The organism is Paenibacillus sp. SAF-068, assembly GCF_051967555.1.
GTDB lineage: Bacteria > Bacillota > Bacilli > Paenibacillales > Paenibacillaceae > Paenibacillus.
Map to the genome: position 1 here is coordinate 1 of NZ_JBQCJX010000004.1, position 13095 is coordinate 13095.

Below are 13095 nucleotides of genomic sequence, written 5' to 3' on the forward strand. Positions count from 1 at the left end.
CGTGGCGGAATGGCAGACGCGCTCGACTCAAAATCGAGTGGGAAACCGTGGAGGTTCGAGTCCTCTCGCCGGTATATTGAATAGCCCTACATGTTGCTTATGCAATGTGTGGGGCTATTTTAATTTCTAAGATAAGGTTGTTGTACATTAAGAAAATGTGGACTAAGAAAAGTGGGACGTTAATAAAGATTGACGTGTGCTTACATTCAGTATATTGTAGATAAGTAAAGTCTTTAATATGAAGGAGTGAAGCAAAGTGACTAATGGAAAACATATATCGGATAACGATCTGTTATTTGATCTTTCTGTATGGGAAGAAGCATGGAAGAATCGTCCGAGAAGTCCAAAATATAAAAAGAAAAGCGCCCCCTTTAATACAGATGAAGCATTTGAGCGGTGGGCCAGGGACTATCACGCACAGTCGTTTACTGAAGAAGGCAAGCAGCGTTCTGAGCGCATTATGGGTTGGATTGAGAACCAGGGGGTGGAGTTCTCAGGATTATCCATATTGGACATTGGAGCGGCCTCAGGCATATTTACCATTCCTTTTGCGAATAAAGGGGCAAGTGTGACTGCAGTTGAGCCTTCCGAGTTACTTGTCTCCCTTATGAAAGAGACGATCCCTTCGTCTTTGGAATCCAGTATTGAGATCGTAAAAGAACGATTTGAGGAAATCTCTATTCAGGATAAAGGCTGGGAGAAGAAATATGACTTTGCATTTGCATCCATGTGTCCTGCAATGTCAGATTGGGCAACGATTGAGATGGCGATCAACTGTGCTCGTAAGTATGTCTATATAAGCACGATGGCGGGACAGAAGGAACACACACTAATGGATGAACTTAAGAATGTTCTAGGGGTTACTTCTTCATATAAAGCCGGTGATATGGGATATATTCAACAGTTGTTGTATTTGAAGGGGTATTCATACACGATGATTATTACAAGAGAGGTTAATTCATTTGAGATACCGGTGGAAGAGGTTATCGAGAAGCTACCAGAATGGCTTAATACGTATGAGTTACCATCGGATGAAGATTCTCTCAGACTTGCTGAGAAGTACATACGGGATTCGTACAAGGATAGTACGTTGACCTTCTCACGTGGAGCTAGGTTCGGGAAAATTCTAATACAACTTGAACAGCCTAATATGAAAACAGTTCGCATTAAGGATTAAGGACAAGCGACAAATGGTATAAGCTTGTTACGTGTAGAGGAGAATCAGGAAAGGATACGGACGACGTGGTCTAATGTCTGTGTTGACGCGAGCAAGCATCAAACCGTCACTCAAGACAATGCACGTGTGAAACTTATGAAGTTTGGTTTTTACTTATAAAAAAGGAGGGATCAGCATAGTTGCTCCCTCTTTTTTATAACTTTCAACAGGATTTCAAGCACGTTGAATCAAACCGTTGATTTTTGGCGCTGTAAAGCTGAATTAATGAATCACCTATGGGCTGGCATCAACGTTTGATCTAATATTGAACAACGGAAAACAAAAAAAGAAACACGAAACACGTAATTTATTTCCTATTGGATACTTCTACTTTCTGCTTACGCTCCCGGTACTGGCCGGGGGTGATTCCCTCCCATTTACGAAATGATCGAATGAAATTTTGCGAATTGTTGTACCTAAGTCGTGCTGCGATATCCTTAACCGTTAGATCACTTTCGTCCAGCCATTTTTTAGCTATGCTAAAACGGTACTTGGTCAGATATTCACTAAATGCACAACCTGTCTCTTTTCGGAAAACACTACTTAAGTAGTTGGCATTGTAGTGAAGCTTCAAGGCACATTCCTCAAGCGTCAGATCCTTATCATAATCTTGATGAATCATGGCAATCATCTTCTCTGATATATGCTGGTACTGGGCATACTGTCTCGCTTTAAAAACCTGGATGACGGGCAAAATGACATGATGATTAAACCATTCCTCAACTTCAGCGGCGTACTGCAAACCATGAAGTTCATGGAACATCGATCCACGGCCCTGTGAGATCTGTCCAAGTCGGATACCGGACTCCTGAGTCATTTGCAAAATATGCGTGAGCAGCCTCGTAAGTGCTATCTGATATTCTTCTGGTGTACACTCCATACCAAAGAGTACTTCAAGCAACTGTTGCAAAAGAATAGAGGCCTGGACTTCGTCCGCACTTTGAATAGCTTGGATCAACGAATATTCCAACGATTCCGGGTAGGTAATGGACCATGTTGGAGCGTAATGATCTATGTTCTCATATTGAAAAATAATGCCTGTTCCCAGCTTCAGACGGTGCATCAATGCTTCCATGGCTTCTGCGTAGGCTTGTGGGATGTGATATAGGGAGCTGTGTGGCTGGCTGAAGCCTATACTGACTTGAAGAGCTAGAATGTTATTAATCTGTTGTTGTAACTGGTCTGTTAATACATGTAGCTGCTGTGAAAACATAAAATGATCCTGTTCTACAGTGCCAATCACCGTGACCACCGTATGTTCCAACACAATGGGAAGCAATTGTTGGTTACGCGCAACCGTTTCCTCCAATATATTCTGAATAGCGAATAACAAGAGGTCACGATCACTAGCGCTATATTTTGTATGATTAACGAGATCGGCCTGTAGTGTAATAACAGCAATTTGTTGCCATTCCCGAACCTGATGTTTATAGCCATATTCATTCAGGGTGTCATGAAGCGTATGAAAAGGGCTCTTGCCTTGGAACAGATTCATCATAAAATGAGTGCGAATCTGCAACAGATGCATATTAAGTGTGTTCTCTAATTGGGAGCGAGAGGCAGATAATTGTGAGACCCCTGCTCTAATCTGTTCGAACTCATCAGAAAATGGCGGGGATTGCTGGGCTAGTATGTTTCCTCCTTTGGACAGCTGGTTGTCACCAAGTTGGGTTAAAAGTTTACGAATCGGGACATGCATTCGCTTGGAGCCGAGCCAGGCGAGCAATAATGAAAGTAAAAGCAAGAAGATGCTGATATACAAGGTGTGTAATCCAATATTGATATATTCCTGCGTCAGTATATTAGTCGGTGAGATTAGAACATAAGTCCATCCTTTCAAGGTAGAAGGGCTATACGTTAAAGAATATTGTGTATTGGCGATCGTAACTTCTCGTTTTTCAAAGCCTGTTGAGAAGGGGATGGGTGATAGTTTAGTTATGCTGGCTTTCGTATCCCGATCCTGTAATCCTATGGCAGACAATGGTTGTCCAATGTATACAGGATCGGGATGAACCAAAATACGTTGTTCCCGATTCAAAATGACCAGTCCTGAGGCAGCAATGGCTGAGGAGGATTCTCCCAGTGTGTTTTGCAAAGAGCATGCAGGAATTCCCGCAATCAGGGCAGCATCGGAAGATGTATTCAGATTCGGGATTGATCTCGCAAGTGCAATATGATAAATACAGCCTGTACCGGGTGAAAGCTCATCATTACTAAATACCGACGAAGGGGAGAGCTGCCATCCGGAGGTTAGCGTATCCGATATCATTTCCTTCATGGGAAGAGCCAGTGGGAAATCCGTATTCCGATATAATCCCGCATGATCAATAAGCCAATTCTGAGATTGATTCACCAGGGTAATATCTAACAAAGGTTCCCATGACCGCATATGCTGAAACTCGCTCTGCAGCTTATCGGCATGTAAAGGCCCTTTCCCTTGTAGTGAAGAAGATGCAGACAGGGAACGGAGGGTTACTGGAGAGCGAACGGCCTGATCAAGCATATAACTGACTGTAGCGAGTTTGTGTTCTACGTTGGATTGCATTTGTTCCAGCAACTGCCTGTTGGCCTGCGTGCGATGCAGTTCTGTTTGGTTTGATGAATAGATAAATGCGGCAATTCCTGTTAACAAAATGGGCAGGGTGCTTAACAGGATTCCGAAGATGATCATTTTATGGAGATAGCTGATTGGTCGCACAGTTTCCGCTCCACTCCTGACATTAGTAGTAGTAACACTTTCTATTTTAGTAAACGCTTACATATAGAACAATCTAAAATTTGTTTATTTGGATAAAAAAGTAATTATTTTGTGTGAGCATAGGAAAAAAGATAAGGGATTGCTGATAGATGATTTGCGGAAAGGGTTATAGAAACAGCTTGGTCTTACACGTCTGAACGGAATCATGAGAAACGAAATTGCAGTGTGAACGTAAATAGAGACATGGACATCATTCTCTAGAGGTCGATATCGGTTGAAGGGTGACCCGGATATGGGGATATAGAAGGCATCCGAAGTGCCAATTAGCTTGGGCGGAACGAAGGTCTTATATAGGGACAGTCAAAGGTCCAACTAGATCCCCGACCTGAGTCTAGGATGAAAAACCGTCCACGGTCTGTTTTGAAAAGTCTCAAATTCCCCTAGAATAAGGACATAAGGTTAAACAAGAAACACGGAAACAAAAAAACAAGAAACAAACGAACAAATGACTCAACACATTAAAACGAATGAATGGAAAGGGCGGTGAACAACAATTATGAGATTGAATAAGGGAAATGGCTGGGCGATTGTATTGATTGCGCTGGGTGCACTACTCCTCTTCGGAAAGTTAACTCCACTTCTGGGACACCTAATGGGTTATCTGATTCCGGTCCTGATGATTGCACTGGGATATTACGGAGTCAAGCGAGGGAATGTGATGCTCGGATGGATTGTTCTCATCATCGGTATCATCTCACTGATGGGCAAGCTGGCATGGTTGATCGGACCGATCATCGCGATCGGGTTAATCATCTTTGGTATCTCAATGCTAAGCAATAACCGCAGTCGTCGTGGTAGGTACTAAGCTTTCACGATTATGAAAAGGAGGGACAGAACATAATGAGTGTATTTCGTCGAATGCGGGATATTACCGTAGCCAATCTGAACGAACATTTGGAGCAAAGTCAGGATCCAGTCAAACTGATTGATCAGTTCCTGGTCTCGACCCGCCAAGACATCGGTGAAGCCGAGAAACTTCGTCATCAATATGCAAGCCATACCAGACAAATGAAACAACAAGCCGATCAGGCAGCAGGTATGGTGAACAAACGGGAAGAACAGGCTTCCATGGCTCTGAAAGCCGGGGAGGAACATCTCGCCAAGCTTGCCTTGCAGGAGAAAATCCTCCACGAGGAAAAAATGGAACAGTACAATGAATTGTATGCACAAAGTTATGCGGCATTACAGGAGCTGGATGAACAGATCGACCAGCTGAAAGTTGAATATCAGAATGTATACAGCAAACGCCAATATTACTACGCTCGTATGCAGACGATTCAGTTACAACAACGCATGAACCAGAGAGGGAATCACAACGGTCAGAATGTACCCCGTATGTTTAACCGACTGGATGACCAAGTCTCTGATCTGGAATATGAAGCACAAAGTCTCCGGGATATCCGGCGGATGAGTCAAGATGGTTCAGGAGTGACTGGCAGCATGTCATCCTCCACGCTGGATAAGGAACTGGAGCGCTTAAGACAGAAATTGAACAATGACAGAAAGGAGTAGTCACATGAATAAATTATACCGCTCGGCGCGTAATCGGATGCTAACAGGTTTGATCGGCGGCATTTCTGAAAATCTCGGATTGAGTACCACGCTGCTGCGTATCATCTTCTTCATCAGTATTTTCGCTACGGGAGGTACATCATTGTTGATCTACTTCATCGCTGCGTTGGTGGTACCAAAGGAATCCAATCACGTTGATCCATATGCTTATGATTCCAACGTAAGAGGATACAAGTAAACGAAAGGAGCAAGCACATGAGCAAATTATACCGCTCAACGCGTGACCGGATGTTGACCGGCTTGTGCGGCGGAATTTCCGAAAGCATCGGAATGGATTCCACCCTGCTGCGTATCATCTTTGTCATCAGTATCTTCGTAACTGGCGGCACGTCGTTGTTAATATATTTCATTGCAGCACTGGTGGTACCAAAAGAACCGTATCCACCTTATGATCCATATGGTTACGGCCCGGGCCCTGGTCCTGGCAGAGGATACAACAACTATGATCATCAGCCGCCAAGAGGTCCTTTTCAAAATAATCACAATCAACAAGGTCCTGGTAACTTCGGTCCCGGCCCTGGATACAACAGCAGACCTCAATCCGGTCCGCGTTCTTATGACAACAACGGCTACGGAGCAGGCGCACCGCAAGAAAGTGAACTTGATTCCATGATGAAAGATATCGAGAAAAAAGCACTGAAAAAAGAAGTGGAAGAGCTTCGCCAAAAATTATCTCGTTACGAGAAGGGAGAAAAGTAAAATGGGAGTATTTAAACGGATTAAGGATATGACGAAAGCGTCGGTAAATGATATGTTGGATAAGGTAGAAGACCCGATTGTAATGTTGAACCAGTACTTGCGTGATATGGAGGCTGAGATTCATGAGGCAGAGGTAACTGTTGCCAAACAAATGGCGAATGAGCGCCGCATGAAACAACGTCTGGACGAAGCGGAGCGTACTTCGGTACAACGTGAGTCCCAAGCAGAAGCTGCTCTGGCGAATGGTCAGGAAGAAGTGGCACGCAAATTGCTGGAAGAGAAAATCTACTTTGATCAAAAAATTACGGAGTACAGCGAACTGCATGCACAATCTGAAGCACAAGCAAAAGATCTGTTGCAACAGTTGCATGACATGAAAGATGAGTTCTACAAAATGCGTAACAAACGTAATGAACTCGTATCCCGTGCACAAATGGCAAAAGCCAAAAAACAAATGTCTTCCATTAACAGCTTGCATTCGATTGAAAGTGGTGGCGCATCATTAGGATTCCACCGCATGGAAGAGAAAATCATGCAACTGGAAGCTGAAGCGGACGTGGCCCGTGCACCTTATCGCAACACTTCATCCACGTACACGAACCCTGTAGATGTGGAAAAACAATTCAAAGTGGATCAGCAATTACAAGCCCTCAAAAACAAAATGGGCAATGGTTCCAAGAATGAAGAGAACGGAACTTCAAAAGAATAACTGTTCGCATAGTGGACAATATGATATTCTATAAATCGTGTATAATGTACGGTTGGTAGAACAAAAGTTAAGCCATACAGGACTTCATCGCCTGGTATGGCTTTTCCGTTGAATAAAGAGAGATTAACTTACAGAGGAGGTGCGGCGGGGATGAATAACAAGAGTAAATGGCTTGCAGTTGTCATTATTATTATTGGTGCAATGATGTTATTGAATCAGAATATTAACTTTCTGACTGCTGCCGCACTGATTCTGTTGACGGTTGGAATGCTTCAAATTCGCAAGGGAGATACCCGCAGAGGTTATCGATATCTTGGGATTGGCGCGGCACTGCTGTTGCTGGATAATTTAATGATTGTATTCTTGATTGTACTGGCTTCTTTAGCTTACTTTTATTCAAAAAACAAAAAGATTCATCTGGACGAAGGTGTTATGAAGAAACAAAACTTCATGGCTCGGTACTACTGGGATCAATCATCCTGGACGTTACGTAGCATGAGCCTGTGGCATGCCATGGGTGAGGTTAATGCGGATCTGTCTCTTTCGATTCCGGAGGAGAAACAAACAATTGTGCTGCTGCAAGGAGTTATGGGTAATGTTCGTCTTACGTTACCAGAAGATTATGGTGTGGAGATTGAAGCATCGGTTCTCTTCGGCCGGATTAATCTTCTTGGAGAACAAGATAGCGGTATGATGAACAAATTAGTATGGAGAACTCCTGGATATGAGTCCAGTGAACATAAAGCAAAATTTGTCATTTCTTATATTGTTGGCGACCTAAGCATAAGTCATTCGTAGTAAAATAGATGAAGAGAAGGAGGAGACCCCGATGAAGACAAAACGACATACCGACATGGTAACCCGAAGTATGGGTGAAGGGATCCTCCTGGTTTTCATTGTTCTTGCTGTTATTTTGTATGTATTGTATACATATGGTTATCTTGCTCCATTTGCAGGCTGGCGTCACTTGATTCAATCGGGTCTTGCCTTATTGCTGCTTCTGATTGGGATCGGTGCGGTCTTTGGGTTCTATCAGAGTTATCGGGTTAAACGTCGGCTTGAACTGCTGCGGGAAACACTTCTACTGTGGGAGAAGGGCTCTCTATCACGCACTGTACCTGATCTGGGCGTTGATGATGTGGGCCGTTTAAGTGAACAACTCGGACGAATCGGCAAAAAGTGGGAAGATCAGGTATCTTCGCTTCAGCGATTGTCTACTCATAATGCACAGCTTGCGGAACAAGCCAGAATAACGGCAATTGTGGAAGAACGGCAGCGGCTGGCACGGGAGCTGCATGATGCGGTATCGCAGCAACTGTTCGCGATATCCATGACAGCAACGGCCGTTGGACGGAAGATGGAGAAGGATTTTGAACGTGCTCAGCGGCAGGTGGCTCTGATTGAGGAGATGGCTTCGGTAGCACAGTCGGAGATGCGTGCATTATTGTTACATCTGCGGCCAGTCTATCTGGAGGGCAAACAACTCGAACAAGGTCTGCGTGATCTGGTGATGGAACTGAAAACGAAAGTACCCATGGATATTGTGCTCGAAATAGATGAAGACATCGATCTGATCAAAGGCATCGAGAATCATCTGTTTCGGATCGTTCAGGAGGCTATGTCCAATACGTTACGGCATGCGAAAGCGGAGAAAATGGAGATACGGCTCCAGCGCCGTACGGATGCAATCCGCGTACTGATCCGTGATGATGGGCAAGGCTTCGATCTGGATGAGAATAAACAGGCTTCCTACGGTCTCGCTAACATGCGTGAACGTGTTACGGAGATTGGTGGAGCCATACAATTTGTAACAGCGCCTGGTAAGGGAACGCGGATTGAGATTACGATACCTTTGATGAGCGATGAAAGCGAGGAAGAACATGTCAATGGAACCGGAAGTCGAAACGGAGACGGAAACGTCGATCAAAGTATTGCTCGTGGATGATCATGAGATGGTACGTATTGGTCTTGCAGCGGTACTGGATACCGAAGATGGGATTGAAGTTGTTGGTGAAGCAGGGAGTGGAGAGGAAGGCATCCGTCTTGCACAGGAATATAAGCCTGATGTGGTTCTGATGGATCTGGTGATGGAAGGCATGGATGGCATTGAGGCTACCCGTCAGGTACTTAAAATGTATCCGGAGTGCAAAGTCATCGTGTTAACCAGTTACCTGGATGATGAAAAAATGTACCCTGTCATTGAGGCAGGCGCATTCAGTTATCTGTTGAAAACATCAAGAGCCAATGAAGTGGCAGATGCGATTCGCGCAGCTGCTCGCGGCCAATCCGTTCTGGAGTCACAGGTCGCTTCAAAAATGATGAATCGATTCCGGCAGCCACAGGCAGCAGCTCCTCTGCATGATGAATTGACGGAACGTGAGATGGATGTGCTCCGATTACTGGCCAAAGGCAAATCAAACCAGGACATCGCGGATGATCTGATCATCGGCATTAAGACCGTCAAATTTCATGTTACGAACCTATTGGCAAAATTGGGCGTAGACGACCGTACTCAGGCCGCGATCTATGCTTATAAGAATGGACTTGCAGAGTAAAAATGATCATGTGCAATAAGATCATTAAGCCAAAGAATCGTGCTTTCATGTGCCGACAATCCGGGGATAACAGCGATCGGAAGGTTGTTCTGTCATCGGAGTTGCGCGTGTAAATATGGATGAGTTCAATTTAGATAGAAAACGTTAAATGGAAAGCTCCAATCTGCCATGCAAGTGGCGGGTGGGGCTTTTTTTGATATGTTCATAAGAAGTATAGCTGATGTGGGAAAGGGGCATGCTGTTGATAGATTCATAGAATGCAAGAATGAAGCGGGGGATACAAATGTTAAATCGTTGGATGACAGCAGGTATATTAGCAATGGCTATCATTATTCTTATCGGTGTGACACAGGTATACGCAGAGAAGAATGAATCCGAAGCAGCCCAATTGGAACAGTTAATCCATACTGCTGACAGCGTGATTGATAAAGTGGATCGTCTGGTTATTAAATGGCAAGGAGATGGCCAGGGAAACGCAGAAGCACAGGCAGTATCACTGGCTGGCCATTTGGGACTGGAACATCCGGTACGGGTACGTCAGACGGGGCACGATGTGTATCGCAGTGAGAAGGTTAACAATGAGGCTACAGGAGAAGCAGGCCTGTTGGTCAATGTCGTTGAGACAGGAGATAACGGCTATTACACCGTCGTACAACTTTCAGGGGACGCATACACGGATCGGAAGGCACTAATGACCGTACATGAACAGATCAGTCAACTGCTTGTAGACTCGGGAATGAAGGCAGCCTGGAATATATCTGTGCAAGGTACGGCAACTCATGCTATACAACGTGATGCGAGTCAGCAGTTGGCATGGATTGAGGAAGACCTGTCCAAAAAGGTGGATCTCGTCTCCGTTGAACGTTATACGGATGTAGCCAGCGCAAGTGTCTCTTACGAGGCGGCTGAGCTCCCGTTGTCGATTAAGAGTGGCTCGCATATGTTGAATATGCAACTCGCAGTTCACCAGGTTGGTGACGAGGTTGACAATCGAATTACAGTGGGGTTTCCGGTAATTACGATTGAATATTAAGGGATACTAGAAAAATGAATTTGAAATAGTGCATCCATTCAGTTGATATGCTAAAATGGCATCACATCCAAGAAGGAACTTGCTGGTAATTGACAGTTGTATGTCGTGCATATATAACACCATTACATAGCTCGGGGAGAGCGTGAAGGTTTCTTCCCGGAAGAAAGAGGAGCCCATGGTTGAAAAACAATCGCAAGATGAAGTACAGACACCAGGCGCAGTATTTTTCATTTTTGGAGCAACGGGTGATTTGGCCCGCCGGAAGCTGTTTCCGGCTATCTACAGTCTTTACCGTGAAGGCAAGCTTGCCGAAGACTTTGCGGTTATTGGCGTAGCACGTCGTCCGAGGTCCCCAGAAGAATTCCGGGAAGACATCTATGAATCCATTAAAGAGTTCTGCCGCTATCCGGCGGGGGAACCTGATGAGTGGAACGCTTTTGTCGATCATTTTGAATACAAAGCACTGGATATCAATAATGTGGACGGATTCAAAGAGCTGCGTGCGCAGACAGAGCATCTGGAGTCGAAGTTTAATACGCCGGGGAATCGGCTGTTCTATCTGGCACTGGCACCTGAGCTGTTTGGAAGCGTCTCGTATAGCTTGCGGGATGGTGGCATGCTGGAAAGTCAGGGCTGGAACCGTTTGGTGATCGAAAAACCATTTGGGTATGATCTGCAATCCGCTGAACATCTGAATGAGCAGATTCGTGAGGTCTTCCGTGAAGAGGAGATCTATCGGATTGATCATTATCTGGGCAAGGAAATGGTGCAAAATATCGAAGTGATCCGCTTCGGAAATGCTTTTTTCGAACCACTCTGGAATAACAAACATATAGCCAACGTTCAGATTACGCTGGGGGAGACGGTAGGCGTGGAAGAACGTGGCGGTTATTATGATCACTCCGGTGCACTGCGTGACATGGGGCAGAATCATATGCTTCAGATGCTGACGATGATTGCGATGGAACCGCCGAGTCGCCTATTCCCTGAGGACATTCGGGATGAGAAGGTGAAGGTATTACGCTCATTGCGGGCTTTTACTTCGGATGAGGAAGTCAGCAACAACGTTGTGCGGGGACAGTATTCCGAAGGGGAGTACCGTGGCAAGCAGCTTCCGGGGTATCGCCAGGAAGACAAGGTTGATCCGCAATCGAATACGGAGACTTATTTTGCAGCACGTGTATTCGTGGATAATTTCCGCTGGGCGGGAGTTCCATTCTACATTCGGACAGGCAAGCGTCTACCGGTAAAAACGACCGAGATCGTAGTGGAGTTCAAGTCGATGCCGAACAATGTGTACCTTGGGAAAAAGTATAAATTGGAGCCGAATCTGCTGGTCATTCGGGTGAATCCGATGGAAGGCATATATATCAAAATCAATGCCAAGAAACCAGGCTCGGATTCCGAGATTCAGCCGCTCGCGATGGATTTCTGTCAGAGTTGCATGATCGGAATCAACTCGCCTGAAGCGTATGAGCGTCTGCTGCATGATGCAGCGGAGGGGGATTCTACGTACTTTACCCGTTGGGATGAAGTGGCGACAGCCTGGTCTTTCGTAGATCGGATCGCTGCAGCCTGGAGCAAGAATCAGGGAGAGTTACACACGTACCCTGCTGGAACCTGGGGACCAGAAGCAACAGACAAGCTGCTGGAGCAGGACGGATTCCACTGGTGGCCGGTAAATGGTCAGGACGAGGACAGCGTGATCTGGCAAGTGAACGGTTAGGGTAAGGGCGTTAACAATGGTAATAAGAACATACAGAACATGACTGAGCCTGGGACATCGCAAATTTTGCGGTGTACTCAGGCTTTTTAGCGAGGAAAAGGCTGGCATCCATCATAAGGAAATAAGTAATTAAAATTAAGTTGTTGACAAAAAGTAAGTATGTAACTTATACTCAACACATGAGTTAAAGAGTTACGCAAATGAAAAACTTCATCCGGCAAACCTTTCGGATAAGTTATCATTCATGAGATAAAATGTAAACCAGTTGAAGGGGTTTGCGAATAGAGAATCATGAAAAAAAATATGCATAATATCTTTAATCTGAGAATACTATTTTGTATATATTGAATGGAGGAAAAGAAAATGATGTTGGATGTAGGGTTGTTGTTGATTCGTTTGGTGATTGGATTGTCGTTTATGGCGCACGGGGCTCAAAAGCTGTTTGGTTGGTTCGGAGGTTACGGAATCAAGGGTACAGGCGGCTGGTTTGAGTCGATGGGTATGAAACCAGGTGCATTGGTGGCGTTACTGGCTGGACTCGCTGAGTTCGGGGGCGGACTGTTGCTGGCTCTGGGTCTGCTCACACCGGTAGGTGGCATTCTAATTGCGCTGACGATGGTCATTGCCATTGTGAAAGTGCATGGTGCGAACGGATACTGGTCCACACAGAACGGATTCGAATATAATCTCGCGATTCTGGTCGTTGGTGTAGCGCTGGCCCTGACGGGTGGCGGACAATACGCGCTGGATGCATTGATTTTCTAAACCGGATAAATAAAAATGAATGAGGAGTGCCTGGATGCCATGATTATGGCTGAAGGGTGCTT

13 protein-coding genes are annotated in these 13095 nt (G+C 45.2%); 12 read left to right on the forward strand and 1 reads right to left on the reverse strand.

The features are described from left to right. The first annotated feature begins 256 nt into the window (after positions 1 to 256). Entirely contained in the window at positions 257 to 1177 is a 921-nt protein-coding gene (locus ACTHPG_RS21265) for a methyltransferase domain-containing protein (RefSeq protein WP_440391428.1), read from the forward strand. Between the two features lie 346 nt (positions 1178 to 1523). Here the strand turns inward: ACTHPG_RS21265 and ACTHPG_RS21270 are convergent, their stop codons facing one another. After that, the gene (locus ACTHPG_RS21270; RefSeq protein ID WP_440391429.1) at positions 1524 to 3914 is read right to left on the reverse strand and encodes a helix-turn-helix domain-containing protein; all 2391 of its coding nucleotides are present in this window, start codon (positions 3912 to 3914) and stop codon (positions 1524 to 1526) included. A 556-nt stretch (positions 3915 to 4470) separates the two neighbouring features. On the opposite strand from ACTHPG_RS21270, the gene ACTHPG_RS21275 reads away from it, so the two are divergent. From ACTHPG_RS21275 to ACTHPG_RS21325, 11 genes are all read left to right on the forward strand, one after another. Next, positions 4471 to 4779 (forward strand): LiaF transmembrane domain-containing protein, encoded by a 309-nt coding sequence (locus ACTHPG_RS21275; protein ID WP_017692311.1) that lies wholly within the window; start codon positions 4471 to 4473, stop codon positions 4777 to 4779. 35 nt (positions 4780 to 4814) lie between these two features. Beyond that, a complete protein-coding gene (locus ACTHPG_RS21280; protein ID WP_091037978.1) occupies positions 4815 to 5486 on the forward strand; it encodes a PspA/IM30 family protein in 672 nt (223 codons plus the stop codon). A 4-nt stretch (positions 5487 to 5490) separates the two neighbouring features. Further along, the gene (locus ACTHPG_RS21285; RefSeq protein ID WP_253440859.1) at positions 5491 to 5724 is read left to right on the forward strand and encodes a PspC domain-containing protein; all 234 of its coding nucleotides are present in this window, start codon (positions 5491 to 5493) and stop codon (positions 5722 to 5724) included. 17 nt (positions 5725 to 5741) lie between these two features. After that, complete coding sequence (locus ACTHPG_RS21290; protein WP_440391430.1) at positions 5742 to 6245, forward strand: PspC domain-containing protein; 504 nt, start codon at positions 5742 to 5744, stop codon at positions 6243 to 6245. Between the two features lies 1 nt (position 6246). After that, positions 6247 to 6954 (forward strand): PspA/IM30 family protein, encoded by a 708-nt coding sequence (locus ACTHPG_RS21295; RefSeq protein ID WP_440391431.1) that lies wholly within the window; start codon positions 6247 to 6249, stop codon positions 6952 to 6954. Between the two features lie 150 nt (positions 6955 to 7104). Beyond that, positions 7105 to 7752: a cell wall-active antibiotics response protein LiaF gene (gene liaF / locus ACTHPG_RS21300; RefSeq protein WP_440391432.1), complete on the forward strand. Its 648-nt coding sequence runs from the start codon at positions 7105 to 7107 to the stop codon at positions 7750 to 7752. Positions 7753 to 7783: 31 nt separating this feature from the next. Next, positions 7784 to 8899 carry a sensor histidine kinase gene (locus ACTHPG_RS21305; protein WP_440391433.1) on the forward strand — a complete coding sequence of 372 codons (1116 nt, stop codon included), beginning with the start codon at positions 7784 to 7786 and terminating at the stop codon, positions 8897 to 8899. Further along, a complete protein-coding gene (locus tag ACTHPG_RS21310; protein WP_278298330.1) occupies positions 8841 to 9509 on the forward strand; it encodes a response regulator transcription factor in 669 nt (222 codons plus the stop codon). Before ACTHPG_RS21305 ends, ACTHPG_RS21310 begins: the two co-directional genes overlap by 59 nt. Before the next feature lie 283 nt (positions 9510 to 9792). Beyond that, a complete protein-coding gene (locus ACTHPG_RS21315; RefSeq protein WP_440391434.1) occupies positions 9793 to 10542 on the forward strand; it encodes a YwmB family TATA-box binding protein in 750 nt (249 codons plus the stop codon). Between the two features lie 175 nt (positions 10543 to 10717). Then, positions 10718 to 12268 (forward strand): glucose-6-phosphate dehydrogenase, encoded by a 1551-nt coding sequence (gene zwf / locus ACTHPG_RS21320; protein ID WP_440391435.1) that lies wholly within the window; start codon positions 10718 to 10720, stop codon positions 12266 to 12268. Positions 12269 to 12634: 366 nt separating this feature from the next. Further along, complete coding sequence (locus ACTHPG_RS21325) at positions 12635 to 13033, forward strand: DoxX family protein (protein WP_053783291.1); 399 nt, start codon at positions 12635 to 12637, stop codon at positions 13031 to 13033. The last annotated feature ends 62 nt before the right edge of the window (positions 13034 to 13095 follow it).

Bases quoted from the DNA above. Each gene is read 5' to 3' on its own strand.
- ACTHPG_RS21325 (WP_053783291.1), top strand. From the start codon at position 12,635: ATGTTGGATGTAGGGTTGTTGTTGATTCGTTTGGTGATTGGATTGTCG.
- ACTHPG_RS21275 (WP_017692311.1), top strand. From the start codon at position 4,471: ATGAGATTGAATAAGGGAAATGGCTGGGCGATTGTATTGATTGCGCTG.
- ACTHPG_RS21310 (WP_278298330.1), top strand. From the start codon at position 8,841: ATGGAACCGGAAGTCGAAACGGAGACGGAAACGTCGATCAAAGTATTG.
- ACTHPG_RS21280 (WP_091037978.1), top strand. From the start codon at position 4,815: ATGAGTGTATTTCGTCGAATGCGGGATATTACCGTAGCCAATCTGAAC.
- zwf (WP_440391435.1), top strand. From the start codon at position 10,718: ATGGTTGAAAAACAATCGCAAGATGAAGTACAGACACCAGGCGCAGTA.
- liaF (WP_440391432.1), top strand. From the start codon at position 7,105: ATGAATAACAAGAGTAAATGGCTTGCAGTTGTCATTATTATTATTGGT.
- ACTHPG_RS21305 (WP_440391433.1), top strand. From the start codon at position 7,784: ATGAAGACAAAACGACATACCGACATGGTAACCCGAAGTATGGGTGAA.
- ACTHPG_RS21290 (WP_440391430.1), top strand. From the start codon at position 5,742: ATGAGCAAATTATACCGCTCAACGCGTGACCGGATGTTGACCGGCTTG.
- ACTHPG_RS21295 (WP_440391431.1), top strand. From the start codon at position 6,247: ATGGGAGTATTTAAACGGATTAAGGATATGACGAAAGCGTCGGTAAAT.
- ACTHPG_RS21285 (WP_253440859.1), top strand. From the start codon at position 5,491: ATGAATAAATTATACCGCTCGGCGCGTAATCGGATGCTAACAGGTTTG.
- ACTHPG_RS21315 (WP_440391434.1), top strand. From the start codon at position 9,793: ATGTTAAATCGTTGGATGACAGCAGGTATATTAGCAATGGCTATCATT.